A 25,628-nucleotide genomic window follows, 5' to 3' on the forward strand; every position below is an offset into this window, starting at 1 on the left:
TGATCGTTTCCGGACCAACGAGCGGAATCCACGCGCTGAATGATTGAACTGGATGACATGGGCGTGCCCCGGCTGAAGCAGGGCGGGCCCCTGAAACTGGCGCCCAAGGAGCGGGCCGTGCTGGCCCAGCTGCTGCGCCGGCCCGACGGCGTCGTCAGCAAGGCCGCCTTCGCCCAGGAGGCCTGGCAGGGCGAGGAGATGACGGACGAGAGCCTGGCCCGCAGCATCAGCCGCCTGCGGCGCGTGCTGAAGCCGCTGGGCACGACGCTGGAGGCGCACTACGGCCTCGGCTACCGGCTGGTGCTCGAGGCACCTTCCACGCCGCAGGACCTGGAGACCCTGGCCCATGCGCGGCAGCTGCTGGTGCAACGCACGCCGGCGGCGGTGACGCGCTGCATCGAGCTGGCACGCGGGCTCTGCGCCCGCTCGGCCGGCCTGCTGGAGGCGCGCATCGTGCTGGTCGAGGCGCTGGTGGTGGCCATCCTCTGGGGACAGCTGCCCACGGCGGCCGGCGTGGCCGAGGGCATGGCCCTGCTGGCGGACTTCGGCGAGGGCCGCAGGGACTTTCCCGGCTTTCACGCGGCGCGGGCCTCGCTGCTGGACCTGGCCTGGCGCTTCGACGAGGCGGACGAGCACTTCACGCTCGCGCTGCGCAGCGAGGAGCGGGTCGACACGCTGATGGCCTACAGCCGCCACCTGCTCTGCATGGACCGCTGCGCCGAGGCGGTGGACGTGCTGCGTCGCGTGCGCCAGCTCGCGCCGCACCTGCTGCATGCGCGCATGAACCTCGCCCGTGCGCTGGTCCAGGGCGGCGCGGGCAGCGAAGCCGTGGCCGAGGTACGCGCCGCGCAGGTGGATCACCCCGGCACGCCGGTGCTGCAGGCCTTCGCGCTGGCGATCGAGGCGATGGTCGCGCCGCGCAAGGAGCTGGAGGCGGCGGCGCAACGCATGACCGATGGCGCGGACGCCCAGCCCTTCGCCTGGTCGGTGCTGGCCTTCGTGCGTTCGCGGCTGGGCCTGCGGGACGCGACGCTGGACATCGTTGACGCCATGCTGCTGTGCTCGGCCACCGACGCCGGCGAGCGCTCGCTCTACGCCGCACCGCTGGCCGCCATCGGCGAAACCGCCCGCGCGAGGGCGCTGCTGGAGGCGGCGGCCGAGCAAGGGTGCGGCATCCTCGGCCTGGTCTTGCGCGATCCCGCGCATGCGCACTGGTTGCCCGCCGATCCGGCAGGCCAGTGCCTGCTCAAGCGCGTGTTCGGCTAGAAGCGCAGGCTCATCAGGTCGCGCATCGCCGCGATGATGTTCTCGCGCACCGCGCCCTCGTTGGCCAGGCGCAGGCGCTCGGGCATCGAGATCACGGCCTCGCCCAGCTCGGTTTTGTGGGCGGTGCGCAGCGCGCGCTCGTAGAGCACGGCGCCGGAGCTGCGGTCCACCAGCGTGTAGTTGATCGTCACCGTCACCGTGGTGTCGGCCGCCACCAGCGGCTGCACCTGGCTCAGGATCTGCGTGCGCAGCTGGTACTGCGCGGGCGCCTGCGGCGAGGCCGGCAGCATGCCGAGGCCGCGCAGCGAATCTTCCAGCGCATGCTCGAAGGTCAGCGCGCCGACCTTGGAGCCCCACCACTGGCTGGTCGTCTCGCCGCCCTTGACTCGGTCGAGGTCGACGTTGTTCTTCAGCGCATCGGGCACCCAGGTGCGCAGCTGCAGGGTGTCGGCCGGGGTCAGGCCCATCGTCAGCGACTGCGTCGGCGAGCCGCAGCCGGCCAGCAGCGCGGCGGCTGTGGCGACGGAAACGGCGAGGCGGACTGCGGCTGATGGCATAGGCCGCTAAGTTAACCCATCGCGGCGCAGTGCAGTGGCGCGAACTGCGCGCGCTTTCCGGGCCTGCTCAGGCGATCCGGCCGTCCTGCAGCAGCAGCTTCTCGTCGCCGAAGCGCTCCAGGTCTTCGGGATCGTGCGTGATCATCAGCATCGGGATGGTGATGCGCGCCAGCAGCGCGTCCAGCTCGTCGCGCATGCGCGTGCGCAGCGCGGGGTCGAGCGCTGAGAAGGGCTCGTCCAGCAGCAGCGCGCGCGGCTCGTTGACCAGCGCGCGCGCCAGCGCGGCGCGCTGCCGCTGGCCGCCGGAGAGCTGGTGCGGGCGCTGGCCGGCCACGGCCTCCAGCTCGAAGGCCTGCAGCCAGCGGTCCACCGCCTCGGCACCATGGCGGCGCGAGGGGTTGAGCCAGCCGCGCCGCAGGCCGAAGCCGACGTTCTGCCGCACGTTCAGGTGCGGGAACAGCGCGTAGTCCTGGAACAGGTAGCCCAGGCCGCGTTCGCGGGCCGGCACGTCGATGCGGGCGCTGCTGTCGAACAGCGCCTGGCCGTCGCAGCGGATCGTGCCCTCGTCGGGCTTCAGCAGCCCGGCGATCGCCTGCAGGGTGAGGCTCTTGCCGGCGCCGGACGGCCCGTAGATCACCGTGCGCCGCGCCTCGGTCCGGAAACGGATGGCCAGCTCGAAGCTGCGGCCGCCGTCGCTGGTGACCTGCTTCCTGATGTCGATATCGAAGCTCACTTGCGGGTACTCCCACCGACCAAGCGGCTCGCCAGCACCAGCACCAGCACGCAGGTGATCGAGACGATCAGCACCAGCGCGTTGGCCTCGTCGTCCTGGCCCGCCTGCACGGCCTCGTAGATCGCGATCGACAAGGTCTGAGTCCGGCCGGGGATGCTGCCGGCCACCATCAGCGTGGCGCCGAACTCGCCCAGCGCGCGGGCGAAGGCCAGCAGCACGCCGGCCAGCACGCCGCGCCAGGCCAGCGGCAGGGTGACGCGGAAGAACAGCGCCGCCTCGCCCAGCCCCAGCACGCGGCCGGCGTTCTCCAGCTGTGGCTCCACGCCCTCGAAGGCCGTGCGCGCCGACTTCATCACCAGCGGGAAGGCGACGATGGTCGCCGCGACGACCGCGCCCTGCCAGGTGAAGATCAGCTGGATGCCGAAGTGCTCATTGAGCCACGCACCGAGCCAGCCGCGTTTGCCGACGACCACCAGCAGGTAGTAGCCGAGCACCGTCGGCGGCAGCACCATCGGCAAGGTCAGGATGGAATCGAGCAGCTCGCGCCCGGGGAAGCGCCGGCGCGCCAGCAGCAGGCCGACGGCCGTGCCCAGCACCAGGTTCAGCCCGGTGGCCCAGCCCGCGACCTTCAGCGACAGCAGCAGCGGGATCCAGGCCGTGGACCAATCCGTCATTTACGGTTTCTGGAATCCGTACTTGGCCAGAACAGCCTGACCGGGTGCCGACAGCAGGAAGGCGATGAACTGCTTGCCGCCTTCGGCATTGGGGCCGGTCGTGATCGCGGCCACGGGGTAGCTGATCGGCGTGTCGGTCGGCACGACGGCGGCGACCTTGACCTTGTCCTTCTGGATTGCCGCGTCGGTGGCGTAGACGAAGCCGGCCTCGGTCTCGCCGCGGGCCACGTAGTCCAGCGCCTGGCGCACGTTGGTGGCGTAGACGGCCTTGGGCTCGACGGCGCCCCACAGCTTGGCGGCCTCCAGCGCGCTCTTGGCATAGCGGCCGGCGGGCACGCCCTCGGGCTTGCCGATCGCCACGCGCTTGACCTCGGACTTGCCCAGGTCGGCCAGGCTCGCCACCGGCACCATGCCGTCCACCGGTGCGATCAGCACCAGCGCGTTGTTGACGAAATTGCGGCGGCTGCCGGCGGTCAGCAGCTTCTGCGCCTCGGCCTTGTCCATCGTCTCCTGGTCGGCGGAGGCGAACACGTCGACCGGCGCGCCCTTGGCGATCTGCGCCAGCAGCGCGTCGGAGGCGGCGAAGTTCAGCAGCACCTTGGTGCCGGGATGCTGGGCCTCGAACTGCGGTGCCAGTTCCTTGAAGGCATTGGTGAGGCTGGCGGCGGCCGAGACGGTCAGGTCGGCAGCGTGCGCGGCCAGGCCGGCCAGCAGCAGGGCGGATACGGAAATCAGGCGGGCGGTGCGGAGCTTGATGGCCATCGTCATCCTCGGGTCTTGCGGGTTCTACACGGTACTGTGACCGCGCAATATATCCCAGGATATGACGAGGCCGCCGCGGGCCGGCCTCAGGGCGAGGCGAGCAGTTTCAGCAGCTTGCGGATGTCCGGCGCGCAGGCCTTCAGCGCCTGCGCCTCGATGCCGCGGTAGAGCTCGATCAACCGGCGGCCGGCCTCGGTCAGCTCGCTGCCGCCGCCGCGCTGGCCGCCGGTGGCCGAGGCCACAGCCGGCTCGGCGAGCGAGCGGTTCAGCTCGTCGATCAGCAGCCAGGCGCGCCGGTAGGACATGTCCAGCGACTTGGCCGCCGCGGTGATCGAACCCTGCTCGGCCAGCGCTTCCAGCAGCTGGATCTTGCCGGGGCCGACGGCGATCTGCTCGCCGATGTTGACGCGCATGCGCAGCTTCAGCGCGGGCTTCGGTGTTGTGCTTTTCTGGGTGGCCATGGCGGTGCCTGTAGGGATGCCTTGCGCGCAGGGTAGCGCATCGCCACCCGCCTCTCGCTGGGGTACTTACCGCTGTATTCCTATGTATATTACGATCGACCCCCAGAGGAGATCCACGCCATGCTCAGTCCGCCGTTCTCCAAACGCAGCATCGGCCTCGTCGCGCCCTGCTGCGAAGCGCAGGAGACACCACCCCCGGCCGACGAGGCTTCGCAGCACCAGCGGACCCGGCTGGCCCAGCTCGACCCGCACCTGCACTGCTCGGTGATCGGCACCTGCCTGGGTTCGGCCGAGTTGCGCAAGCTGATGGCGCGCTTCATCGACGTGGTGGGCCTGGGCGAGCTGGACGTGCACCACGAGGCGGTGCGCCTGGCCTCGCGGCATGCCGACGTGGGCCGCGCGCTGCACAAGGCGATGGACCAGCGCTACGCCGGCGCGCTGAAGCGCTTCGCCACGGCCACCGACGAAGAACAGCTCGGCGCCGCCTGGGACGAAGCCCGCCAGCAGGGCGAGATCCCCGGCGCCTACTGGGCGCTGCTGACGCACCGCCACTGCTCGCCAGCGCTGCGCCAGCGCGCTTTCGGCGAGGTGCACATGCTGTCGCATCTGGTGGGTGCGGCCAACCGTGCGGACCTGCGCCGCCTGGTCGCGCTGGAACGCGAGAACGCCGAGCTGGCCGAGCGGCTGGAGCGCGAGCAGCAGCGCCGCCAGGAGCTGGTCGACGAACGCGAGGCGCTGGCCGCCAGGGTGCAGCAGCAGGCGATCGAGCTGGCGCGTCGGCCGATCCCGGAAGCGGCGCCGGTGATCGACGCGCTGCAGAGCCAGACCCTGATCGGCCTGCACACGCAGCGCCGCGAACAGGCCGAGCATGCGGCCGCCCAGGCCCGCGCGGCGCTGGAGCAGGCCATGCAGGAGATGGAACACCTGCGCCTGCAGTCGCGCCGCCTCGGCCGCGAGCTGGCCGCGGCCGAGGCCCAGCTGCGCACGACGGGCGAGCCCACGCCGCCTCAGCAGTTGCCGGCCGACCGCCGCGCGCTGCTCTACGTCGGCGGCCGGCCGAGCACGATCCCGGCGATCCGCGCGCTGGTCGAGCGCCAGGGCGGCGAGTTCCTGCACCACGACGGCGGCCTGGAAACCCGCAAGGGCCTGCTGGCCGCGCTGGTGCAGAAGGCGCAGTGGGTGCTGTTCCCGGTCGACTGCATCGACCACGATTCGGCGCTGAACCTGAAGCGCCTGGCGGAGCGCCAGGGCATTCCGTTCAGCGCCCTGCGCAGCGCCAGCGTGGCGAGCTTTGCCGCGGCGCTGGCCGCGCCCGATGGGGGCGCGGAGGACGGCGACGACGACTCAGCCGCGCCGCCGTTTTGCCTTCGCCACGCCTAGCAGCACCAGGCCGGCGGCCATCAGCGCCCAGTGCGCGGGCTCCGGCACCGGCGCCGCGGCGGCGCTGAGCACCTCGAGGCTGACGAGGTTGGAGACCCAGCGACCGGCCTTCACGTCGCCCGGCACCACCAGCCGCGCGAAGCCGTTCGTGCCTAGCGACTGGCCGTCGGCCGAGTAGGCGATCATCACCGACTCGTTGCCGAAGTCGCTGCTCAGCTCGCCGAGCGAGAAGGCGGCCTTGTAGCCGTCGCTGCCGGTGGCGACGACGTACTTGTTCAGCACGTCGTTCTTGACCGCCGGATCCAGCGACAGGCCCACCGTCTTGTTCAAGAAATCCCAGAAGCTGACGCCGGTGTAGCTGACGCCGCCGACCGTCTCGGTGACCGATGTCAGCCCCTGCAAGGCCGCCAGATTGAAGCTGCTCGCCGTCTTCACCGCGCCGCTGACCGAGAAGCTGGTGGACACGCCGCCGCCGATGCCGGTGGCGGTCGAGCCGGAGGCGCGCACGTCCAGGCTCACGAGGTTGGACAGATAGCGCCCGCCCTTGACGTCGCCGGGCGCGGTGGTCCGGGCGAAGCCGTCGGCGCCGAGCGGTGCCGAGACGCCGTTGATCGTCTCGGCGCCGGCCACCAGGTCGGGCCGGTTCCCGAAGTTCGGGTTCAGCTCGCCCAGCGAGTAGACGACGCGGTAGCCATCGGTGCCGGTGGCCAGCACGATGCGGTTCAGCACGTCGTTCTTGTTGCTGCCCAGCACCGGGGTGGACGCGTTGATCACGTTCCACAGGCTCGCGCCGGTGTAGGTGTGGGTCTGCGGGGTCGAGCCGGACAGGAAGCTGACCGTCTGCGTGGTGTTCGAGATCGCGGCCAGCGCGGCGGCGTCGTAGGTCTTGGGCTGCTGGACCGCGCCCGTGACGCTGAAGCTGGTGCTCGGCGCGGCATTCGCCGTGGCCAGGGTAGCCAGGGCGGCCACGCCCAGCAGCAGCGCGCCGAATGCGCGGCGCGGTAAACGGATGTTCCTCATCTTCATCGCTTTGTCTCCATCGTTGTAGCTTGCGAAATATAACGATGAGGGCAGCATCGCGCGATGACGGCTGTGGTCGCGGACCGACACCGCGGGCCGATACCATCGCGTTCCATGCTCCAAGAAGAACGATTGCTGCGCATCCGCAGCCTGCTGGTCGCTTTCCCGCGCCTGAGCGTCGAGCGCATCTCGCAGGACCTGGCCGTCTCCCGCGAAACGGTGCGGCGCGACCTGGTGCAGCTCGAATCGGCCGGCGAACTGCGCCGCGTGCACGGCGGTGCCGTGGCGGCGAGCGCCGCGCCCGAGCCGCCGCTGGCGCAGCGCCTGGCCGCACGGCAGAAGGAGAAGCGCGCGATCGCCAAGGCCGCCGTGGCGCTGCTGCAGCCGGGGCAGACGCTGTTCCTCGACGCCGGCAGCACCAACACGATCCTGGCCGACGAGCTGGCGACGCTGTCCGGCATGGTCGTTGTGACGAACTCGCTGGCCATCGCGCTGAAGCTGGCCCAGGCCAACGAGGCGCGCGACGGGCGCAACCGCACCCTGCTGCTGGGCGGCGACATCGATGCGCGCACGCAGGCCACCTGCGGCGCGGAGACCATCGCCGAGATCCACCGGCTGCACGCCGACGTGGCGCTGCTCTCGCCGGTAGGCCTGCATCCGAAGCACGGCGCGATGAGCTTCCAGCACCACGAGGCCGCCGTGGCCCGCGCGATGGCCGCGCAGGCGCAGCGCGTCGTGATCCTGGCCGACCACAGCAAGCTCGGCCAGGCCAGCCGCGTCGCCTACGCGCGCCCGGCCGAGATCGGCACCGTCGTCACCGATGCCCGCGCCCGCGGCACGCCCGCGCTGGCGGCGCTGCGCAAGAGCTGCGGCCAGGTGATCGTGGCCTGAGCCGCACGCGCAACCCGCCGCGCAAGACCTGACCCTCCGGATTCCGCCCCGCGCATTGCGACAGCGCGTTGACGGCACGCATCCGCCGTTTTACCTAACTGCACAAAATTCCACAAATCACAGGAATGTCACAAGGTCAGCCTATGGTCAGGGATCGGATCTTTCCCACCCATCGACAAAAGGACCTCGGACATGACGACCTCCTCCACCCTGCTGCGCGCCTGCGGCGCCCTGTGCCTGGCCGCCGCCGCCCTCGGCGCGCAGGCCGCTTCGTACAACACCAACCTGATCGTCAACGGCGACGCCGAGCAGGGCTTCGCCGGCTGGACGGCCTATGACGGCTACGCCGCCTTCAGCTCGGTCGACTACGGCTCCAACTGGGTGCTGCCGACGCAGCCGGGCCCGGTGGACCGCGGCAGTAAGCTGTTCGTCGGCGGCAGCGGCGTCGCGACGGCGCTGGGCTACCAGATCCTGGACCTGAGCGGCAACGCCAGCGCCATCGCCACCGGCCAGGTGTCCTACGACCTCAGCGGCTTCCTCGGCGGCTGGAGCAGCCAGGACGACAACGCCGTCTTCTTCGTCAACTTCATGGACGCCGCCAACAACTCGCTCGGCACCGCCCAGCTGGGCCCGGTGACGGCGGCCGACCGCGGCAACGCCACCGGCCTGCTGTTCCGCGAGACGACCGGCCTGCTGCCGGCCGGCACGACGCAGGTGCGCTTCGACCTGGTGATGACGCGCCTGAACAGCAACGACAACGACGGCTACGCCGACAACCTGAGCTTCGCGATCTCGGCCGTGCCGGAACCCGAGACGATGGCGCTGATGGCCGCCGGCCTGGGCCTCATCGGCTTCGCCGCGCGTCGCCGCCAACAGAAGAACGGCTGAACGAGGAGCACCAAGATGAAGAAAGCCTTCACCATTGCCCTCGCCCTCGCGATGGCCGCCGGCGCCCAGTTCGCCTCGGCGACCGTGCTGAACTTCGATGACCTGAGCGGCAACGCCGACCCGGTGCCGACGAACTACGGCGGCCTCGACTGGTCCGCCTCCGGCTGGGTGTCCTTCAACGGCAGCGACAGCAGCGATCCCTACACGCCGCACTCCGGCAGCAATGTCATCACCCTGAGCTGGGACGGCACCGACGCGCTGAGCCTGGTCCGCTTCGGCCAAGCCGCCACCTTCGACGGCGCCTGGTTCTCCGGCTATGCCGAGGGCGACGTGACCTTCCAGCTCTTCTACCAGGGCCAGCTCGTCGGCACCTCGGCGACGCTCGATCCCAGCGCCACGCCGAGCTTCCTCGCCAGCGGCTATGCCGGCCTGGTCGATGCCGTCGGCATCAAGAGCAACGCCCACGCGTTCTACGTGATGGACGACTTCACCTTCACCGCCGCCGTGCCCGAGCCCAGCGTCACGCTGCTGATGCTCGCCGGCCTCGGCGCCACCGGCTTCGTCGCGGCACGCCGCCGCCGCGCCCAAGGAGACGCAGCATGAGCAACAACAACGACAACACCACCACCGACAGCAGCCGCCGCGGCTTCCTGCGCAGCGTCGCCACCGGCGCCGGCGCCACCGCCGCGCTCGCCAGCTTCCCGCCGGCCATCGCCCGCGCGCTGGCCATCGAGGCGAACAACCGCACCGGCACGATCCAGGACATCGAGCACATCGTGATCCTGACGCAGGAGAACCGCTCGTTCGACCACTACTTCGGCACGCTCAACGGCGTGCGCGGCTATGGCGACCGCTTCCCGATCCCGGTGCCCGATGCCAACGGCATCACCCGCCGCACGGTGTTCGTGCAGCCGAACCCGTCGGCGCTGCCGGTGCCCGGCCTGCCCGGCAACGGCCCGGTCGCGATCGCGCCGTTCCCGCTGAACACGACGCAGACCTTCGCCCACATGCGCGTGACCGGCACGCCGCACAGCTGGACCGACGCCCAGGCCGCCTGGGACGAAGGCCGGATGAACAACTGGACCAAGGCCAAGCAGAACCACTCGCTGGGCTACTTCACCCAGGCGGACATCCCCTTCCAGTACGCGCTGGCGAACGCCTTCACGCTGTGCGACGCCTATCACTGCGCGACGCAGACCGGCACGAACACGAACCGCCTGTTCATCTGGACCGGCACGAACGACCCGCTGGGCCAGGCCGGCGGCCCGTCGACCGACAACAGCCACGACTCGTTCAACCAGAACACGGCCACCGACTACACCTGGATGACCTACCCCGAGCGCCTGCAGAACGCGGGCATCAGCTGGCAGGTCTACCAGAACATGGCCGACAACTTCACCGACAACCCGCTGGCCGGCTTCCGCCCGTTCCGCGACGGCTTCTACAACCGCGCCGGCTACTCGGCCGCGCTGAAGGCCCGCGGCGTCACGACGCGTGACCTCGACCTGCTGCGCCAGGACGTCGTCAACGGCACGCTGCCGGCCGTGTCCTGGATCGTCGCCACCGCCGAGGGCTCGGAGCACCCGGGCCCGTCCAGCCCCGCCCAGGGCGCGGACTACACCTCCAAGGTGCTGGAAGCGCTGACGGCCAACCCGGACGTGTTCAGCAAGACCGTGCTGTTCATCAATTTCGACGAGAACGACGGCTTCTTCGACCACGCACCACCGCCGGCCGCACCGTCGTACACGAGCTGGAACGCCAACGCCGCGCAGGCGCAGCTGGCCGGCGCATCCACCGTGTCGACCGTGGGCGAGTACCACGAGAGCCAGGCCGGCGCGAACCCGACGAACCAGTACCTGCACCGCCCCTACGGCATGGGCCCGCGCGTGCCGATGTACGTGGTCTCGCCGTGGAGCAAGGGCGGCTGGGTCAACTCACAGGTGTTCGACCACACCTCGGTGCTGCGCTTCGTCGAGGCCCGCTTCGGCATCGCCGAGAGCAACATCACGCCGTGGCGCCGCGCCGTGTCGGGCGACCTGACGAGCGCGTTCAACTTCGCCAACCCGAACGACAACGCCTTCTTCGCCCAGCTCCCCGCCACGCTGGCCCTGGCCAACCAGGCCCGCGCGCTGACGCAGACGACCACGCCGCCCACGCCCAGCAGCCTGGCGCTGCCCTCGCAAGCGGTCGGCGCGCGGCCCTCGCGCGCGTTGCCTTACGAACTGCACGTGACGAGCCGCGTCGTGCTCAACCCGATGAGCCTGGCGGCCACGCAGGTCGAGCTGAGCTTCGCCAACACCGGCAAGCAGGCGGCCGTGTTCCACGTCTACAACCGCAAGGCGCTGACCGCGCTGCCGCGCCGCTACACGGTGGAGCCGGGCAAGACGCTGGCCGGGATGTGGACGCCGGAGACGACCGGCGCCTACGACCTGTGGGTGATCGGCCCGAACGGCTTCCACCGCCACTTCGCCGGCAACGCTCGCCGCGCGGCCTCGGCCGCCCAGCCGAATGCCGACGTGCAGGTCAGCTACGACAGGCAGACCGGCGACCTGGTCGTGAAGCTGGTGAACACCGGCAGCGCGCCCTGCACCGTCAGCGTCAACGCCAACGCCTACTTCGACGCCAAGCCCAGCAGCTACACAGTGCTGTCGCGCGGCGAGCAGGTGCTGCGCTTCCCGCTGGCCACCAGCAGCCAGTGGTACGACTTCAGCGTCAAGGTGGGTGGCCAGGCGGACTACCTGCGCCGCTTCGCCGGCCGCATGGAGAACGGCCAGCACGGCATCAGCGATCCGGCGCTGGGTGGTGCCGCGGTGTCGACGCAGTTGGTGATCGGCTGATCCACAGCGGGAGGAGGTGGTCGCGCGTCAGCGGCGCCAGCGGCAAGGCCACCGCCTCCTGCGGATCGACCCAGGTGATCTCCTCGATCTCGGCGGCAGCCTGGATCGGGGTCTCGATCTGCAGATGAAAGACCTCGGCCACGACGGTGCAGCCGGGCTCGTTCGCGGCCGGCGCCGAGAAGCGGCCCAGGTGCTCGGGCTCCGAGGGGTCGACGATCAGGCCCAGCTCCTCCGACAGCTCCCGGCACAGCGCGTCGGCGGCGGCTTCGGCCGGTTCCAGTTTTCCGCCGGCCTGCATGAAGGCCGAGGTTCCGCGCTTGCGGACGAGCAGCGCGCGGCCGTCCGCGCGGGTGATCAGGGCGGCGGCGATGAAGATTGTTTGTGTGTGCGGCATAGAAGGATCGCAACCATATACGATCCTCCGTCGTATTCAGCAGCACATGACGGAGGCCATTTGGCGACGATGGAAGGCGATACCCGCGAGGCGGTGGGCGAGAAGTTCTCGCTGGACGCGATGCAGCATGCCCGGGAACAGTCGATGGAGGCCGTGCGGCGCATCGCGGCGCGGATCCGCCCGGGCATGACGACCGAGGAGGCGACGGCCGATGCGACGGCGCTGCTCAAGGACATGGGCATGGACCGCATCTGGCACCCGACCCTGATCCGCTTCGGCGATGACACGTTGAAGCGCTTCAGCGACCGGGCCGACCCGACCCGCGTGCTGGGCGAGGACGACATCTTCTTCATCGACATCGGCCCGGTGTGGCGCGGCCATGAGGGCGACGCCGGCGACACCTTCGTCACCGGCACGGACCCGCAACGGCGGGCCTGCGCCGACGCCGCACGCGCACTCTGGCACGAGGTCAGTGAGCGCTGGCGAAGCGAGCGCCTGGGCGGCCAGGCGCTGTACGCGTTTGCTGAGCAGCGGGCCGCCGAGATGGGCTGGCGGCTCAACCTCGACATCAAGGGCCACCGCGTCAGCGACTTCCCGCACGCCATCTACAAGGCGGGCAAGCTGGGGGACTTCTCAGCCTGCCCCAGCGTGGGCCTGTGGATCCTGGAGATCCAGATCGCCCATCCGGACCAGCCCTACGGCGCCTTCTACGAGGACCTGCTGTACTGAGTCCGAAGCCCCTCAGGCGAGGGCCGGCACCTTCAGTCCGGACAAGAGCTGCTTCGACGTCATCGGGTGCGAGAACATCGGGAAGTCGTGCTCGATGGCCGCCTGCTGGGCGGCGTCGCTGACGGTCGCGCAGCAATCGGTCAAGGTCACGACGTCGTAGCCCAGTTCGTAGGCGGTGCGCATCGTCGATTCGACGCAGCAGTTCGTGAGGAAGCCGCCGATGGCGACGTGCCGGATGCGGCGGCTGCGCAGGATGAAGTCCAGGTTGGTCGTCGCGAAGCCGCAGAGGCCACGCTTGCCCTCGACGACGATGTCCTTCGCATCGGGCAATAGCGAGGCGACCATCTCGGCGCCCCAGGTGTTCTTCTGGAAGGTCTTGCCGTCGTACACGCCCTTCAGGATGCCGTAGGGCTCCGGGCTCATCTCGCGGTAGTCCGCCGCGAAGGTGATCGGCACCCACACGATCAGCACGCCGGCCTCCCGCGCCTGGCGCACCAGCTCGACCGTGTTCTCCAGCATGCCGGTCGCGCCCATCACGCCCTTCACCGCATCGTGCAGCTTGCCGCCGGGGCTGGTGAAGTCGTTCTGGTACTCGATCAGGACGAGGGCGGTCTCCTTGGGATTCATCATCTCGCTTGCTCCTTGGTTCCGGTGTATCGAACGTCGTGTCTGGCTGTATACGCCGTTTGACGATCAGGAGACAAGAGAAATGTGGACAGAGCGGAGCTGCTTGAGATTCCGGGGGCCGAGCTGGCGGTCCGCCATCGAGATCAGCGAAAGCGGGCCGAGTTGCTCATCCAGCGCACTGCCGTTGCGCTCGAAGAGGATCAGGACGCCATCGCCGACGGCGGTGTTGTAGAGCTCGCTCCAGCTGAAGGCCGCACGGTGGCCGTCCGAGGCCGCGGCGACGATCACGCAGCGCTTGAGCTGCGAGCGGGGCTGTGCGGAGAATCCGGAGTCATCGAGCACATCCCGCAGGCGCACGCCGGCGAAGCTCTGCACGTGTACGACCGGGCGGCCGGTGAAGCAGTTGACCTGGGTGGGGCCCAGGTCGTGGCGTTCGAACTTCAGCAGATCGGAGAGCGCGAACACCCGCTCGCGCGGGAGGTGGCCGGACAGGGCGAGCATCGGCCGGGCCACCGGCATGAAGCGCCGGGCTTCGGTCTGCGCAATCAGTCCCTGCATGTCGCCACTCCCGCAATGGATCTGAGCCCATTGTGGCGACCGATCCGGCCAGCGGCATACCGCTGCGGCCATGACCGTTATATCCAGGTAAACATGACCGATGGCCTTACCACCAGCGCTGCGGCCAGCGCATCTCCGGCGCACGCAGGCGCCAGAACACGCAGGCCAGCGCGACGAGCATCGCCGCGCCGAGCGCCGTCGGCATCAGCAGGAAGGACCATCCGCCGTGGCCGACGAAGACGATCACCGGATTGCTGCCGGCCGGTGGATGCACGGTGCGGGTCACGATCATCAGCATCACCGCCGCGGCAGCGGCCGCCGCCATCGACAGCCAGCCGGGACCGAAAGCGGTGATGAACAGCAGCGCCACGGTCGTCGTCAGCAGATGGCCGCCCAGCACGTTGCGCGGCTGCGAGAACGGCCCGGCCGGAAAGCCGAACAGCAGCACGCAGGACGCGCCGAAGGAGCCGAGCAGCAGCGGCTGCCCGGTCGCTGCCGCCAGGCCGCCGACGGCCGCCAGCGCCACGAAGGTACCGGCGCCCGCCAGCAGCGTGTCCCGCATCACTTGCTGGTGGCCTTGAAGCGCGCCGCGTCTTCGGAACCGCCGGTGGCGTTGCCCGCGCTGTACGAGTGCGCGCCGACGCCGGCCAGCTGGCCGCCCTTGACGACGAGGTATTCGTTGCGGATCGGGCGGTTCTCGAAGTAGCACTCCAGGATCTCGCGCGTGCCGGCCGCGTAGCGCGTCTGCGCCGAGAGGCTGGTGCCGGAGATGTGCGGCGTCATGCCGTGGTGCGGCATGTGGCGCCACGGGTGGTCGGCCGCCGGCGGCTGCGGGAACCACACGTCACCGGCGTAGCCCGCCAGTTGCCCGCTCTCCAGCGCCGCGGCGATGGCGTTCGCATCGCACAGCTTGCCGCGCGCGGTGTTGATCAGGTAGGCGCCGCGCTTGAAGTTCTTCAGCGACTGCGCGTTGACCATGTGCTCGGTCTCCGGGTGCAGCGGGCAATTGAGCGTGACCACGTCGCAGACCTTGCTGAGGCTTTCCAGGCTCGTGTGGTGCGTCAGGTTCAGCTCGCGCTCGACGGCTTCGGGCAGGCGGTGGCGGTCCATGTAGTGCAGCTTCACGTCGAAGGGCTTCAACAGGCGCAGCACGCGCAGGCCGATGCGGCCGGCGGCGACCGTGCCGACGTTCATGCCTTCGAGGTCATAGGAGCGGGCCACGCAGTCGGCGATGTTCCAGCCGCCCTTGCGCACCCAGTCGTAGCTGGGCAGGTAGTTGCGTACCAGCGCCAGGGTCATCATCACGACGTGCTCGGCCACGCTGTGGCTGTTGCAGTAGGTGACCTCGGCAACGGTGATGCCGCGCTCCATCGCCGCCTGCAGGTCGGTGTGGTCGGAGCCGATGCCGGCGGTGACGATCATCTTCAGCTTGGGCGCCTTGGCGATGCGCTCGGCCGTCATGTAGGCGGGCCAGAAGGGCTGGGAGATGACGATCTCGGCGTCGTGCAGCTCCTTGTCGAGCTGGCTGTCGGCGCCGTCCTTGCTCGACGTCACGACCAATTGGTGGCCGGCCGATTCCAGGTACTTGCGCAGGCCCAGCTCGCCGGAGACGCTGCCGAGCAGGCTGCCGGGCGTGAAGTCGATGCCCTTGGGCGTGGGCAGGGTCTGCCCGTCCGGGTAGCGCTCGATCTTCGGCAGGTCGTCCCGCGCATAGGTCTTGGGGTAGCCGGTGACGGGGTCGTCGTAGAGGACGCAAACGATCTTGGCCATGGGGTCTTGTCTCCGAATATGGGGCAGCACCGCGCTGCCTTGAGGCCATGTTCGGAGCCGGCCCGGTTTCGGGCCAATCGTTTGGGTGGATCGTTCGATAAGCCGCGCTTATCAAGGCATTCAGCAGCCGAGCAGGGCGTCCATCCGCGCCTGCAGGCCCAGCGCGGAGAGCACGCCCAGCGCCGAGGCCAGCAGCGCCGGCTGCGGCTCGCGGCGCAGCACGATCAGGCCGATCTCGCGATGCAACTCCGGCGTGATCGGGATCGCGGTCAGCTCCTGGCGCATCTCGATCAGGCACAGCACGCTGTGCGGCAGCACGCCGTAGAGCCCGGCGCAGCGGACGTGCGCGTAGAGCGTCATCATCGAATCGGTCTCCACGCGCGGCAGCACGTGCAGGCCGGCCGAATCGAAGGCGGCGTCGATGCCGCGGCGGCTCTGCATATTGCCGGTCAGCATGCACAGCGGCAGCTTCGCCACCTCCGACCAGGCGACGCTGTCGCGGCCCTCGAAGGGGGCGAGGTCGCGGCCCACCAGCACGTAGCGCTCGCGGAACAGCGGCACGGTCTCGAAGTCCTTCAGCCGCTCGTCGTTCAGGTAGCTGACGCCGATGTCCAGCTCGAAGTCAGCGATCTTGCGCAGGATCTCCGGCGCATTGAGCGTGTAGACCTGATGGCTCATGCGCGGGAAGCGCTGCAGGCAGCCGTCCGTCAGCAGCGGGATCACCGGCAAGGTCGTCGGGATCGCGCCGATGCGCAGGCTGCCCTCGGGATCGCCCCGCGTCGTGCGCGCCTCCTGCTGCAGGCCCTCGCAATCGGCCAGCGCCCGGCGCGCCCAGGCCAGCACCCGTTCGCCATCGGCGGTGAAGCCCTCGAAGCGGCGGCCCCGCTGGACGATGGTGACGCCCAGCTCCTTCTCCATGCTGCGGATCGCGCCGGACAGCGCCGGCTGCGACACCCGGCAGGCCTCGGCCGCGCGCCCGAAATGCCGCTCCCGCGCCAGCGCGACGAGGTAGCCCAGCTGGCGGATCAGCATTCAGTCAGCGTTGCAGGGCGAGCTGCACCGGCACCGCGGCCGGGGCACCCAGGCAGGACGCACGGGTATCGCACTCGTCGCAGCGCGGCGGCTGCAGGTCGGGCAGGCCCAGGGTCTGGCCCAGCGACAGGAACAGGTGCCGCTTCCAGCGCAGGTCGCGCACATTGCTGCGGAACAGGCGCGGGAAGGCCAGCGCCATCAGCCGCGACACGTCACCGCGGCCGGACAGGCCCAGGTCCTGCCACAGGTGCTGGCGGCCCATGCAGGCGCAGGCCAGCACCTCGGCCAGGATGGCGAGCTCGGGCGCGCCGTCGTCCAGGTGCGCCAGCAGCAGGCGATGCAGCGGCATCAGCCAGCGCCATTCCTCGGGCAGCGCGCCGGCCGCTTCCGCCGACCTGAGCGAGGGCAGCTCGCCCTCGATGGCCGCGGCGCGGAAGTGCTGCACCGCGCGCTGCAGCAGTTGCCGGTCCGCCGCCGAAATCATTTCCGTCGTCATGCCGATCGGGCCTCTTTCATAGGGTCATCCCTGGTCATCGCTATATTCAACCGTATATTACGACCTCTATGAAGGACAAGCATTCGACAGCCGTCAGCGAGCTCGACGAAGCCTCGCTGCTGCTGCGCGCCATGTCGGCATCGATACGCCTGAAGATCATCGAGGCGCTGCTCGCCGGCGAGCGCCGCGGGCCCGAGCTGCTGGCGCACACCGGCGCGCGGCAGCCCAATCTCTCGATGCACCTGGCGCTGCTGCACGAGGCGGGCATCGTCTCCCGCCGGCGCGACGGCCGCAGCGTGCGCTACGGCCTGGCCGACAGTTGCCGCGCCCGCGCCTGCCGAAAACTCTTCGAGCTGAGTGGTCTTCGCGCGCCGCAGGGACAATCGGCCCCATGAGCTTCGAACAACCCGACACCTTCGACATGAGCACGCCCGCAGCCAAGCGCGAGGCCTACGCCACGCTGCGCGCACAGACCGAGGCGCTGCTGCACGGCGAGCGCGACTGGCTGGCCAACCTGGCCCAGTTCGCCGCGCTGGTCTACGGCACCGTGCCGACGCTGAACTGGTCCGGCTTCTACATGGCGCGCGACAACGAGGAACTGGTGCTCGGCCCCTTCCAGGGCAAGGTGGCCTGCGTGCGCATCGCCTTCAGCCGCGGCGTCTGCGGCGCCTGCGCGACGAGCCGCGAGATCCAGTGCATCGAGGACGTGCACGCCTTCCCGGGCCACATCGCCTGCGACGCCGCGTCCCGCTCCGAGCTGGTCGTGCCGCTGGTCGTCGACGGCCGCCTGGTCGCCGTCTTCGACCTCGACAGCCCACAACCGGCCCGCTTCGACGCCGACGACGTGCGCGGCATCGCCGACGCCGTAGCGGTGCTGGTCGCGGGGACCGACTGGCCCTCAGCCTGAATCAGGCCCTCGGCTCGGGAACGGCGGCCCCGGGCAGAAGATCGGGAGCGCCCGGCTTGCAGCAGGCCGGGGTCATCGACTACAAGTGGATATCGAAGTGCCTGCCATGGGCACTTCCCCATCGATAGAAGAGGACACACCGCCGACGTTCATCGCAGGTCGCGACGGGTGCATCTCTCGCGGAGGACCGACCGATGAACATCAAACTCCCGGCCCGCTCGGCCGTCGCGCCGCGGCGCCTCGTCAGCATGCGTGTCGTCATCGCCTCGCTGGTGATCGCCTGCATGTCGCTGATGGCTGCGCTGCTGATCGGCCTGGGCTGGCTGGCGACGAGTCAGCGTCTGGTCGCGGACGCGGGCCAGCGCGCGGCGCTGCAGACGACCCTGTTGCAGGAGCACCTGAAGGGGCAGCTGAAGCCGGCCCAGACGGTGCTGCGCCAGCTGGGCGCCGGCCTGCTGCCCAGCACCACCGGCGAGGCGGCCCGGGTCCAGCGGAGCGCACCGCTGCTCGACGAGCTGCGTGCGGACCCGCTGCTGGCCGCCATCTACGTCGCCTACCCCAACGGCGATTTCGTGCTGGCCCGGCCGCTGCGCGTGCCGGCCGTCCGTGCCCGCGTGCAGGCACCGGCCGAGGCCGATTTCCTGGTGCAGACCGTCACCACGCAGCCGGAGGGGGAGCACATCGGCAGCTACCACTTCCTGGGTAGCGACGGCGGCCTGGTCACCTCGCGCGTGGACGAGAGCTACGCCTTCGACGCGCGCTCACGCCCCTGGTTCCAGGAGGCCACGCAGCATCCCGGGCAGCCGCAGTCCTCGGAACCCTATCGCTTCTTCACGACGCGGCGGGTCGGCGTGACGCTGAGCCGGCTGGCCTCGCCCAGCAATGCCGTTGTGGGCATCGACCTGGCCTTCGACGACCTGCAGCGCCTGATGCAGGAGCGCCGAGCCACGCCCGGAACGCGCCTGGCCCTGCTGCACGCGGACGGCCAGGTGCTGGCGGCGACGGCCAGTCTGGACAACGGCAGCCGCGAGCGGCAGCCGAGCCTGGAGGAGGCGAGCGAGCCGGAACTGCTGCGCCTGCGCGATGCCAAGGCTCCGGACGGGCAGGCGATTTCGCTGGACATCGACGGCCGGCGCTGGATCGGCCTGCGCACGCGCTTCGACATCGGCCTCGGCAGCGATCTCGAGCTCTTGCAAATGCTGCCGCTCGACGAGCTGGCCGCCGCGGCGCGGCAGCATGCGCTGCGCATCATCGGCGCGGCGGTGCTGGTCACTTTGCTGCTGTTGCCGCTCGGCTGGGTGGCCGGCGGCGCGATCGGGCGCAGCCTGCATCGCCTGCGGGAGCGCAGTGTCCGCATCGGCCGTTTCGATTTCGAAGGCGGCAAGAACGCCGCGTCCAGCCCGGTGCTGGAGCTCAGCGAGCTGTCCCAGGCCATGCAGCGCATGGGCGACACCATCGAGGCTTTCCTGAACCTGAGCGCGAGCATGGCCACCGAGCCCGAGGTGGACCGCATGCTGCAACTGGTGCTGGAGCAGCTGACGCAGGCGACGCAGTCCGATGCGGCCGCGGTCTTCCTCTGGGATGCCAAGAGCGCCTCGATGCAGAAGCGGGCGGAGGCCGGCAACCTGTCCGGCACGCAGCGCGACCACTTCGATTTCCCGGCGGAGCGCAACCCCCGGGAAGGCCTGCGGCCGCAGGGCCCGCAGGTGCGCCATCTGGACCTGGAGCTGCGCCGGCGCGACGGCGTGCGCACCGGCCTGCTGGTACTTGAGTTCGCCGGCGACAAGGCCCATGCAGATCCCGCGTTCCTGCGCTTCGCCAAGCGCCTCTCGGGCATGCTGGCCGTGGCCATCGAGACCCGGCAGTTGATCGAATCCCAGCGCCAGCTCTTCGACGCGATCATTCAGCTGATGGCCGATGCGATCGATGCGAAGAGCCCCTACACCGGCGGCCACTGCGACCGCGTGCCGCAGCTCGCGATCGAGCTGGTCGACCTGCTGCACGGCGAGAACGAAGGGCCCTATGCCGACTTCAGCCTCAGCGACACCGAGCGCTACGCCTACCGGCTGGGCGCCTGGCTGCACGACTGCGGCAAGGTCACCAGTCCGGAGCACATCGTCGACAAGGCGACCAAGCTGGAGGTGATCCGCAACCGCATCCACGAGGTACGGCTGCGCTTCGAAATCCTGTGGCGCGACGCCGAGATCGCCGCCGCCCGCGGCCAGCTCGACGCCGCCGGCCTGGCCGCGCGCCAGCAGCAGCTGCAGGACGACTTCGCCTTCGTCGCGCAGTGCAACCTCGGCTCGGAGTTCATGGCCGACGAGGCGATCGCGCGGCTGCGCAGCATCGGCGCGCAAAGTTGGCAGCGCCACTTCGACGACCGGCTCGGCCTCTCGCCCGCCGAGCTGCGTCAGCTCGACTCGACGCGCGGCGAGCCGCCGTCGCTGCCCGCCACGGAGGCCCTGCTGGCGGACCTGCCCGAGCACTGCGTGCCCTGGGGCGACGACCATCCGCCGGTGAGCGCCGGCGATCCGCGCAACCACTACGGCTTCGACATGAAGCTGCCGCCGTACCAGCAGAACCAGGGCGAGCTGCACAACCTGAGCATCCGACGCGGCACCTTGACCGACGAGGATCGCTTCAAGATCAACGACCACATCGTGCAGACCTACATCATGCTCAAGGGCCTGCCCTGGCCCGCCGGGCTGGAGAAGGTGCCGGAGCTGGCCGCGACGCACCACGAGCGCCTGGACGGCAAGGGCTATCCGCGGCGCCTCTCGGCCGAGCAGCTGAGCCCGCTCGATCGCGCGCTGGCCCTGGCCGACGTGTTCGAGGCCCTGACCGCCGCCGACCGCCCCTACAAGCCGCCGAAGACGCTCAGCGAAACGCTGCGGATCATGGCCTTCATGTGCAAGGAGGGGCACCTCGACCCCGAGCTGTTCCGCTACTTCCTGCGCAGCCGCCTGTGGGAGCGCTTCGCCGAACGCTTCATGCGGCCCGAGCAGCGCGACGCCGTCGACCTGGACGGGCTCGAGAGAATCATCGAGCCGCTCGTCGCCTGACCCGACCCGCGACGGCCAGGCCACCCAACAGCAGCAGCGCGCCGCTCGCCGGCTCGGGCACGGGTGCGGCAGACGTCATCGCGAAGGCGACGTTGTCCAGGCTGATCCGCGGCGAGCCGCTCGCGCCCGAGGGCCAGTCCGGGTAGACGTTGATCGTGACGATCGCAGCGTCCGAGGTGATGCCGATGAAGCTGCCGGCCGTCATGCTGCCCGGATCGATCGTGTAGAGCACATCGCGACCCTTGGCGTCCAGCACCTCCAGCGTGACCGGGTAGTTCATGAAGCTGTCCGCGCCGTCGACGCCGAACAGATTGATCGAGAAGGCCGTGGGGCTGCCGGTGATGTGGTCGAGGATCAGCACGTCGCCGGCCGACGGCACGCCCATGAAGCCGTTGCCCCCGCTGCCGGCGATCCACACCGGATCCGGCGCGCCGCGCGTCAGGCTGTAGGCGTAGAAGCTGTAGCCATAGCCGTAGTCGGGCGTGCTGCGGTCCAGCGGCGTGTCGGCCAGCTGGCCGGCGGAGTCCGCGAGATCGTCCAGCGAGTCGGTGGACGACTGGCCGACGGCGTGGTTCCATGCCGACGACGAGGTGTAGAAGGTGGTGGCGGCCTGCGAGGCCGAGGCGCCGAGCAGCGAGGCTGCGGCGACGAGCGAGAGGGTGGCGAAGGTGTTTTTCATCAGGGACGCTTTTGATCGGATGCGGATTCAGCGCGGGAACTCAGCGTGCAGAGGCACGCCGACGGGAGACGAAACCGACGAGGCCCAGCCCGCCGAGCAGCAGCGCATAGCTCGCCGGCTCGGGGACGGCGGTAACGGAGACCGTGAAGGCATGGCCGGTGTTCGTGATGCCCGACAGCGTGCTGCCGTCGGAGGACATGGCCAGCGGCAGGGCCAGCGTCGTGCCGGCGGGCAGCACGACACCGCGGCTGGCGGCGTAGTCGGTAAGGCTCATCAGGCCGACGCCTTCCACCCAGATCGTGCCGTAGCCCTGGGTGGGCGGGCCGGAGGCCGTGCGGTCGATGCCGAGGATCACCGAGCCGTCGGCGGACACGTCGACAGCGCCATTGAGGTCAAAGCTGAAGGTGCCGCCGTTCTTGAAGTCGCCGAGGTATTCGGTGACGCCGGTCGTCGTGTTGTAGCGCCAGGATTGCGCGCCGCGCGTCAGGCCGCGACCGACGATCCACTCGCCGTCGGCGGAGATGGCGCTGGCCTCGCCCAGCACGGTGCCGGCGCCATCGGCCAGCACCGTCTCCGTGCCGTCGCGCCAGAAGGCGCCCTGGCGCGCGCCGGCGGCCGAGTCCTGCCAGCCGACGACGATGCCGCCGTCGAAGCTCGTGTCGTTGGCGCGCGAGCCGGCACCGGCGACGCTGGATCCCAGGTCCACCATGCCGCCGGACGCGGTCCACTTCATCGCATGGCCGAGACCGCCGCTGACCCAGGCGAGGCCGACGACGGTCCGCCCATCGCCGGAGACGCCCCACGCACTGCTGGCCGAGCCGCCCAGGCCGGTGCCCAGGCTGCCCAGCGTCGTCCACTGGCCGCTGGCGACGTTGTAGAGCGCGGCCTCGGTATTGCCCGTTGCCGCGTTGAGGGCGCTGCCGCTGATCCATGCGCCGTTGGCCGACACGTCCGCATCGCCGCCCAGCCAGTAGCCGCCGATGGTCTGCAGGCCGCGGGTGGCCGTCCAGGTGTAGTAGAGGTGGGTGGTGTTGCTGTAGCCAGCGATCAGGCCGCCGCTGGCCGACAGGCCGCTCAGCGTGGGCTGCGACGGGCCCAGGTCGGTGAAGCCCTGGGCCTGGGAGGCCTGCGCGCCGAGCAGGCCGCAAGCCAGCAGCGCCGCACACAACATCTTGTAGCGCCGGGCCTTCATGCCGCCTCCTTGCGCGCGGCCGCGGCGCGGCGGCGCCAGGCCAGCAGCGGCAGCGCCGCGCCGAACATCAGCAGCGTGCCGGGCTCCGGCACGGCGGTCAGCGGGTGCACGACGAAGGCCAGGGTCTGGTTGATCGAGCTGTCGTAGATCGTGCCCGAGATCGAGCTGCCGTCGGCGGCCATCGAGTAGAGCTGCGAGACGTGCTGCGTGGCGGTGAGGCCCACACCGAGTTCGGTCAGGTAGGAATCGAAGGTCTGCGTCGTGCCGTCGCCGTGGGCGTTGTAGATCCAGGTGTCGAAGGTCGAGAAGTCGGCGTTGGCGCCGGTGAAGACGAGGTTGAAAGTGCCGATCGCTACGCCGGCGTCCGACACGCCGGTCACCGTGGACTTGGCGTTGCGCACGATGTCGGGGTTGGAGAAGCTGTTGGTGGTGTCGATCAGATGGTCGAAGGGGATCAGCAGCGCGCTGTTCGTCTGCGTGTTCCAGAGCGTGGCCTGGCTGAAGGTGACCGTGTAGGGCGCGAAGATGCCGCCGGGGCCGTAGTTGATCGCCAGCGCATTGACAGAACCGCCCGCGGCCCAGACGCCGTTGTCGCTGACGGTGCTGACCTGGATCGGCGTCTGCACGCCGGTCACCGGATGGGCGATCGTCGGCGCAGTGGACTCCACGTAGCCGCTGCCGTTCCAGGTCCAGACGCTGCCGACGGCCGAGTTCGACTTGTAGCCGACGACGACCGAGCCGTCGCCGCTGCTCGCCAGCGCACGCCCGTTCTGGCCGGCGCCACTGGCGTTGAGGTCGTAGACCTGGCCGTTGCGGAACACGGTGGGATGCAGCACGGCGCTGGAGCCGGGCGTGCTCTTGAAGTAGGACCAGCCGACCACCGTCTTGCCGTTGCTGGAGATGCCCAGCGCCGTGCTCTGCACGTCGTCGTGCGTGCCGTCGAGGGCATAGCCCGCCTGGTAGCCGAGGCTGCCCAGCGGCGTCCAGTTGCCGGTGCTGGTGTTGTAGATCGAGGCTTGGCGCAGCCCGCAAGCGTTGGAGGTGACGCCATCGACGCTGCAGCTGCCGATGCCGGCGACCGAGTTGCCGCTGACGAGCCGGCCATTGGCCGAGATGCCGCTGGCCTGCCCCGTGCCGCCCGCGATAACCGTGAACCGGCCGGTGGCCGTGTTCAGCATGACGTCGTTCGTGTCGTTGTTGCTGACCCCGTAGGCGCCACCGCTGCTGAGCCCCTGCATGGCCATGTTCAGGCTGGCCGGCGGGTTGTAGCTGTAGAGGTCGAGCTGGGTCGTGGCCTGGGCGCCGCCCGCAGCGGCCGCCAGCGCGGCGAGCAAGGTTCGGGTGAAAAGCTGAGGGGTCATGGGGATGTCCTTGTCCAGTTCAGTTGCGGAATGAAGGCGTCGTCGGAGCGCATTGGAGCGAGACGGACTTGTGACGCGGCTAGGGTCACTCCGGAGGGTTTTGCAATCTGGACTCCCGGGAGCCGGAATGAGCCGCAAGGGCTCGAAATGGGTTGCATCGCCGCAACGCCATACACCCGCTTACGGGGAGCCTCGGCACCGCCCATTTCCGGCGTTAGCAGATGCCTAGAATCGAACGGAAATCTCTGTCGCCAGCTCCTACCGTGCAAGCCCCCGAGACCTCCCCGTTCCTGTTGCCCCTGCCCACACACACGCTGGTGGGCCGCGACCCGATCGAGTCGCTGTTCGAGAAACTCAACCGCGCCCAGCCCAGTGCGCAGCGCCAGCTGACCGGCTGGGGCTCAGCGGGCCAGCAGCAATCGATCCGCATGGCCTCGATCCCGATGACGGCGCTGCCCGACGTCGCAGCCAGCCAGTTCGGCGACGCGCAGGGCGACTTCATCGCCGAGGGCCAGAGCACCTTCGGCCTGGACGTGCAGAGCACGATGCCGGACCGCATCCCGCCGCTGTACTCGATCACGCTGGTGGTCTCCGGCACGATGAGCCTGAACGACCGCCAGTACGTGGCCGGCCCCGGCGAGGGCCTGCTGCTGGACACAGCCAGCATCGACCTGAGCATTGCGCCGGGCACGCATTTCGTCGAGGTCAACGTCTCGCGCGCGCACCTGCAGCGCATGGGTGCCGAGCTCGCGCCCGGCAGCTACGGGGGCGGGCCGCGGCTCAATCCGCTGCTGCCGGCGCCGCTGGTTCGCAAGCTGAACTTCATGTCCATGGGCATGACCGAGGCCCTGCTGCCCGACAACCACGGCATCGGCCAGCCGCTGCTGTTCCAGCGCTGGGCGGAGCTGATCGCCCTGAGCCTGCTGGACACCGAGCGCCTGCCGGCCGCAGACCCGGCCGCAGCGCGCGCTGAAGGCACGCCGGCGGCGCTGCGCCGCGCGCTGGAATTCATCCGCGCGCATGCACAGACCGACATCGGCCTGGTCGAGATCGCCGAGGCCGCCTGCGTGAGCGTCAGCACGCTCAAGCGCCTGTTCGCCGGCCGCCTCGCGCAGTCGCCCGGCGCCTACCTGCGACAGGTGCGGCTGGACCACGCGCGCGAAGAACTGCGCGCCGGCATGAACCGCTCGGTGCGCGAGACCGCGCTGCGCTGGGGCTTCCAGAACGCCAGCAAGTTCAGCCAAGCCTACGCGCAGCGCTTCGGCGAGCGACCGAGCGATACGCGCCTGCGGCGGCGCTAGGCTACTGCAGAGGAATGCTCCGGCGGCTGAACGACCGCCGCGGGTAGGCTT

General features: G+C 69.9%; 27 protein-coding genes. 11 read left to right on the plus strand and 16 right to left on the minus strand.

Annotation, left to right across the window (positions count from 1 at the left end):
- Positions 1–39: 39 nt before the first annotated feature.
- Positions 40–1,266, plus strand: coding sequence for a helix-turn-helix domain-containing protein (locus SNE35_RS08860; protein WP_320422532.1), 1,227 nt, complete (start codon positions 40–42; stop codon positions 1,264–1,266).
- Here the strand turns inward: SNE35_RS08860 and SNE35_RS08865 are convergent.
- The 5 genes from SNE35_RS08865 to SNE35_RS08885 all read right to left on the minus strand — a co-directional run bounded on the left by SNE35_RS08865 (position 1,263) and on the right by SNE35_RS08885 (position 4,453).
- Positions 1,263–1,823, minus strand: coding sequence for a hypothetical protein (locus tag SNE35_RS08865; protein WP_320422533.1), 561 nt, complete (start codon positions 1,821–1,823; stop codon positions 1,263–1,265). The genes SNE35_RS08860 and SNE35_RS08865 overlap by 4 nt on opposite strands.
- 67 nt (positions 1,824–1,890) lie before the next feature.
- Positions 1,891–2,556 (minus strand): ABC transporter ATP-binding protein, encoded by a 666-nt coding sequence (locus tag SNE35_RS08870; RefSeq protein ID WP_320422534.1) that lies wholly within the window; start codon positions 2,554–2,556, stop codon positions 1,891–1,893.
- Positions 2,553–3,230, minus strand: a complete 678-nt coding sequence (gene modB, locus SNE35_RS08875; RefSeq protein ID WP_320422535.1) for a molybdate ABC transporter permease subunit — start codon at positions 3,228–3,230, stop codon at positions 2,553–2,555. Before modB ends, SNE35_RS08870 begins: the two co-directional genes overlap by 4 nt.
- The gene (gene modA / locus SNE35_RS08880; protein ID WP_320422536.1) at positions 3,231–3,992 is read right to left on the minus strand and encodes a molybdate ABC transporter substrate-binding protein; all 762 of its coding nucleotides are present in this window, start codon (positions 3,990–3,992) and stop codon (positions 3,231–3,233) included.
- Between the two features lie 86 nt (positions 3,993–4,078).
- Entirely contained in the window at positions 4,079–4,453 is a 375-nt protein-coding gene (locus SNE35_RS08885; protein WP_320422537.1) for a winged helix-turn-helix domain-containing protein, read from the minus strand.
- 120 nt (positions 4,454–4,573) lie between these two features.
- Between SNE35_RS08885 and SNE35_RS08890 the strand changes: the two genes are divergently transcribed.
- The gene (locus SNE35_RS08890; RefSeq protein ID WP_320422538.1) at positions 4,574–5,833 is read left to right on the plus strand and encodes a DUF2325 domain-containing protein; all 1,260 of its coding nucleotides are present in this window, start codon (positions 4,574–4,576) and stop codon (positions 5,831–5,833) included.
- Here SNE35_RS08890 and SNE35_RS08895 read toward each other — a convergent pair.
- A complete protein-coding gene (locus SNE35_RS08895; RefSeq protein WP_320422539.1) occupies positions 5,798–6,859 on the minus strand; it encodes a molybdopterin-dependent oxidoreductase in 1,062 nt (353 codons plus the stop codon). The two genes, SNE35_RS08890 and SNE35_RS08895, sit on opposite strands and share 36 nt — an antisense overlap.
- Positions 6,860–6,967: 108 nt before the next feature.
- Here SNE35_RS08895 and SNE35_RS08900 point away from each other — a divergent pair, with 108 nt between their 5' ends.
- The 4 genes from SNE35_RS08900 to SNE35_RS08915 all read left to right on the plus strand — a co-directional run bounded on the left by SNE35_RS08900 (position 6,968) and on the right by SNE35_RS08915 (position 11,469).
- The gene (locus SNE35_RS08900; protein WP_320422540.1) at positions 6,968–7,744 is read left to right on the plus strand and encodes a DeoR/GlpR family DNA-binding transcription regulator; all 777 of its coding nucleotides are present in this window, start codon (positions 6,968–6,970) and stop codon (positions 7,742–7,744) included.
- Between the two features lie 192 nt (positions 7,745–7,936).
- Positions 7,937–8,632 (plus strand): PEP-CTERM sorting domain-containing protein, encoded by a 696-nt coding sequence (locus tag SNE35_RS08905; protein WP_320422541.1) that lies wholly within the window; start codon positions 7,937–7,939, stop codon positions 8,630–8,632.
- Between the two features lie 15 nt (positions 8,633–8,647).
- On the plus strand, positions 8,648–9,235 hold the full coding sequence (locus SNE35_RS08910; RefSeq protein WP_320422542.1) for a PEP-CTERM sorting domain-containing protein: 588 nt from the start codon (positions 8,648–8,650) through the stop codon (positions 9,233–9,235).
- Positions 9,232–11,469 (plus strand): phosphocholine-specific phospholipase C, encoded by a 2,238-nt coding sequence (locus SNE35_RS08915; protein ID WP_320422543.1) that lies wholly within the window; start codon positions 9,232–9,234, stop codon positions 11,467–11,469. The genes SNE35_RS08910 and SNE35_RS08915 overlap by 4 nt, the downstream gene beginning before the upstream one ends.
- Here the strand turns inward: SNE35_RS08915 and SNE35_RS08920 are convergent.
- On the minus strand, positions 11,414–11,863 hold the full coding sequence (locus SNE35_RS08920; protein ID WP_320422544.1) for an NUDIX hydrolase: 450 nt from the start codon (positions 11,861–11,863) through the stop codon (positions 11,414–11,416). The genes SNE35_RS08915 and SNE35_RS08920 overlap by 56 nt on opposite strands.
- A 69-nt stretch (positions 11,864–11,932) precedes the next feature.
- Between SNE35_RS08920 and SNE35_RS08925 the strand changes: the two genes are divergently transcribed.
- Positions 11,933–12,592, plus strand: coding sequence for a M24 family metallopeptidase (locus SNE35_RS08925; protein WP_320423145.1), 660 nt, complete (start codon positions 11,933–11,935; stop codon positions 12,590–12,592).
- A gap of 12 nt (positions 12,593–12,604) precedes the next feature.
- Here the strand turns inward: SNE35_RS08925 and SNE35_RS08930 are convergent, their stop codons facing one another.
- From SNE35_RS08930 to SNE35_RS08955, 6 genes are all read right to left on the minus strand, one after another.
- Complete coding sequence (locus SNE35_RS08930; RefSeq protein WP_320422545.1) at positions 12,605–13,222, minus strand: cysteine hydrolase family protein; 618 nt, start codon at positions 13,220–13,222, stop codon at positions 12,605–12,607.
- 63 nt (positions 13,223–13,285) lie between these two features.
- Positions 13,286–13,777 carry a molybdopterin-dependent oxidoreductase gene (locus tag SNE35_RS08935; RefSeq protein WP_320422546.1) on the minus strand — a complete coding sequence of 164 codons (492 nt, stop codon included), beginning with the start codon at positions 13,775–13,777 and terminating at the stop codon, positions 13,286–13,288.
- Between the two features lie 106 nt (positions 13,778–13,883).
- Positions 13,884–14,339: an HPP family protein gene (locus SNE35_RS08940; RefSeq protein ID WP_320422547.1), complete on the minus strand. Its 456-nt coding sequence runs from the start codon at positions 14,337–14,339 to the stop codon at positions 13,884–13,886.
- Positions 14,339–15,547 (minus strand): NAD-dependent formate dehydrogenase, encoded by a 1,209-nt coding sequence (locus SNE35_RS08945; protein WP_320422548.1) that lies wholly within the window; start codon positions 15,545–15,547, stop codon positions 14,339–14,341. The genes SNE35_RS08940 and SNE35_RS08945 overlap by 1 nt, the downstream gene beginning before the upstream one ends.
- A 120-nt stretch (positions 15,548–15,667) precedes the next feature.
- Positions 15,668–16,579 carry a LysR family transcriptional regulator gene (locus tag SNE35_RS08950; protein ID WP_320422549.1) on the minus strand — a complete coding sequence of 304 codons (912 nt, stop codon included), beginning with the start codon at positions 16,577–16,579 and terminating at the stop codon, positions 15,668–15,670.
- Positions 16,580–16,583: 4 nt separating this feature from the next.
- Positions 16,584–17,075: a nitrogen fixation protein NifQ gene (locus SNE35_RS08955; RefSeq protein WP_320422550.1), complete on the minus strand. Its 492-nt coding sequence runs from the start codon at positions 17,073–17,075 to the stop codon at positions 16,584–16,586.
- A gap of 68 nt (positions 17,076–17,143) precedes the next feature.
- On the opposite strand from SNE35_RS08955, the gene SNE35_RS08960 reads away from it, so the two are divergent.
- From SNE35_RS08960 to SNE35_RS08970, 3 genes are all read left to right on the plus strand, one after another.
- Positions 17,144–17,470 carry an ArsR/SmtB family transcription factor gene (locus tag SNE35_RS08960; protein WP_320422551.1) on the plus strand — a complete coding sequence of 109 codons (327 nt, stop codon included), beginning with the start codon at positions 17,144–17,146 and terminating at the stop codon, positions 17,468–17,470.
- Entirely contained in the window at positions 17,467–17,982 is a 516-nt protein-coding gene (locus SNE35_RS08965) for a GAF domain-containing protein (protein ID WP_320422552.1), read from the plus strand. Before SNE35_RS08960 ends, SNE35_RS08965 begins: the two co-directional genes overlap by 4 nt.
- A 194-nt stretch (positions 17,983–18,176) precedes the next feature.
- Positions 18,177–21,044 carry an HD domain-containing phosphohydrolase gene (locus tag SNE35_RS08970; RefSeq protein WP_320422553.1) on the plus strand — a complete coding sequence of 956 codons (2,868 nt, stop codon included), beginning with the start codon at positions 18,177–18,179 and terminating at the stop codon, positions 21,042–21,044.
- On the opposite strand, the gene SNE35_RS08975 is transcribed toward SNE35_RS08970, so the two are convergent.
- From SNE35_RS08975 to SNE35_RS08985, 3 genes are read right to left on the minus strand one after another with little or no spacing between them, the layout of a single operon-like run.
- Positions 21,022–21,723, minus strand: a complete 702-nt coding sequence (locus SNE35_RS08975) for a PEP-CTERM sorting domain-containing protein (RefSeq protein WP_320422554.1) — start codon at positions 21,721–21,723, stop codon at positions 21,022–21,024. The genes SNE35_RS08970 and SNE35_RS08975 overlap by 23 nt on opposite strands.
- A gap of 40 nt (positions 21,724–21,763) precedes the next feature.
- Positions 21,764–22,915: a PEP-CTERM sorting domain-containing protein gene (locus tag SNE35_RS08980; protein ID WP_320422555.1), complete on the minus strand. Its 1,152-nt coding sequence runs from the start codon at positions 22,913–22,915 to the stop codon at positions 21,764–21,766.
- Positions 22,912–24,276: a PEP-CTERM sorting domain-containing protein gene (locus tag SNE35_RS08985; protein ID WP_320422556.1), complete on the minus strand. Its 1,365-nt coding sequence runs from the start codon at positions 24,274–24,276 to the stop codon at positions 22,912–22,914. The genes SNE35_RS08980 and SNE35_RS08985 overlap by 4 nt, the downstream gene beginning before the upstream one ends.
- Positions 24,277–24,569: 293 nt before the next feature.
- Between SNE35_RS08985 and SNE35_RS08990 the strand changes: the two genes are divergently transcribed.
- Positions 24,570–25,577: an AraC family transcriptional regulator gene (locus tag SNE35_RS08990; protein ID WP_320422557.1), complete on the plus strand. Its 1,008-nt coding sequence runs from the start codon at positions 24,570–24,572 to the stop codon at positions 25,575–25,577.
- The last annotated feature ends 51 nt before the right edge of the window (positions 25,578–25,628 follow it).

The organism is Roseateles agri (assembly GCF_034043675.1).
Classification (GTDB): domain Bacteria; phylum Pseudomonadota; class Gammaproteobacteria; order Burkholderiales; family Burkholderiaceae_C; genus KK5.

Coding starts and splice junctions, on each gene's coding strand:
- SNE35_RS08860 (WP_320422532.1), top strand. CDS start 40: ATGATTGAACTGGATGACATGGGCGTGCCCCGGCTGAAGCAGGGCGGG.
- SNE35_RS08865 (WP_320422533.1), bottom strand. CDS start 1,823: ATGCCATCAGCCGCAGTCCGCCTCGCCGTTTCCGTCGCCACAGCCGCC.
- modB (WP_320422535.1), bottom strand. CDS start 3,230: ATGACGGATTGGTCCACGGCCTGGATCCCGCTGCTGCTGTCGCTGAAG.
- modA (WP_320422536.1), bottom strand. CDS start 3,992: ATGGCCATCAAGCTCCGCACCGCCCGCCTGATTTCCGTATCCGCCCTG.
- SNE35_RS08885 (WP_320422537.1), bottom strand. CDS start 4,453: ATGGCCACCCAGAAAAGCACAACACCGAAGCCCGCGCTGAAGCTGCGC.
- SNE35_RS08890 (WP_320422538.1), top strand. CDS start 4,574: ATGCTCAGTCCGCCGTTCTCCAAACGCAGCATCGGCCTCGTCGCGCCC.
- SNE35_RS08895 (WP_320422539.1), bottom strand. CDS start 6,859: ATGAAGATGAGGAACATCCGTTTACCGCGCCGCGCATTCGGCGCGCTG.
- SNE35_RS08900 (WP_320422540.1), top strand. CDS start 6,968: ATGCTCCAAGAAGAACGATTGCTGCGCATCCGCAGCCTGCTGGTCGCT.
- SNE35_RS08905 (WP_320422541.1), top strand. CDS start 7,937: ATGACGACCTCCTCCACCCTGCTGCGCGCCTGCGGCGCCCTGTGCCTG.
- SNE35_RS08910 (WP_320422542.1), top strand. CDS start 8,648: ATGAAGAAAGCCTTCACCATTGCCCTCGCCCTCGCGATGGCCGCCGGC.
- SNE35_RS08915 (WP_320422543.1), top strand. CDS start 9,232: ATGAGCAACAACAACGACAACACCACCACCGACAGCAGCCGCCGCGGC.
- SNE35_RS08920 (WP_320422544.1), bottom strand. CDS start 11,863: ATGCCGCACACACAAACAATCTTCATCGCCGCCGCCCTGATCACCCGC.
- SNE35_RS08925 (WP_320423145.1), top strand. CDS start 11,933: ATGGAAGGCGATACCCGCGAGGCGGTGGGCGAGAAGTTCTCGCTGGAC.
- SNE35_RS08930 (WP_320422545.1), bottom strand. CDS start 13,222: ATGATGAATCCCAAGGAGACCGCCCTCGTCCTGATCGAGTACCAGAAC.
- SNE35_RS08935 (WP_320422546.1), bottom strand. CDS start 13,777: ATGCAGGGACTGATTGCGCAGACCGAAGCCCGGCGCTTCATGCCGGTG.
- SNE35_RS08940 (WP_320422547.1), bottom strand. CDS start 14,339: ATGCGGGACACGCTGCTGGCGGGCGCCGGTACCTTCGTGGCGCTGGCG.
- SNE35_RS08945 (WP_320422548.1), bottom strand. CDS start 15,547: ATGGCCAAGATCGTTTGCGTCCTCTACGACGACCCCGTCACCGGCTAC.
- SNE35_RS08950 (WP_320422549.1), bottom strand. CDS start 16,579: ATGCTGATCCGCCAGCTGGGCTACCTCGTCGCGCTGGCGCGGGAGCGG.
- SNE35_RS08955 (WP_320422550.1), bottom strand. CDS start 17,075: ATGACGACGGAAATGATTTCGGCGGCGGACCGGCAACTGCTGCAGCGC.
- SNE35_RS08960 (WP_320422551.1), top strand. CDS start 17,144: ATGAAGGACAAGCATTCGACAGCCGTCAGCGAGCTCGACGAAGCCTCG.
- SNE35_RS08965 (WP_320422552.1), top strand. CDS start 17,467: ATGAGCTTCGAACAACCCGACACCTTCGACATGAGCACGCCCGCAGCC.
- SNE35_RS08970 (WP_320422553.1), top strand. CDS start 18,177: ATGAACATCAAACTCCCGGCCCGCTCGGCCGTCGCGCCGCGGCGCCTC.
- SNE35_RS08975 (WP_320422554.1), bottom strand. CDS start 21,723: ATGAAAAACACCTTCGCCACCCTCTCGCTCGTCGCCGCAGCCTCGCTG.
- SNE35_RS08980 (WP_320422555.1), bottom strand. CDS start 22,915: ATGAAGGCCCGGCGCTACAAGATGTTGTGTGCGGCGCTGCTGGCTTGC.
- SNE35_RS08985 (WP_320422556.1), bottom strand. CDS start 24,276: ATGACCCCTCAGCTTTTCACCCGAACCTTGCTCGCCGCGCTGGCGGCC.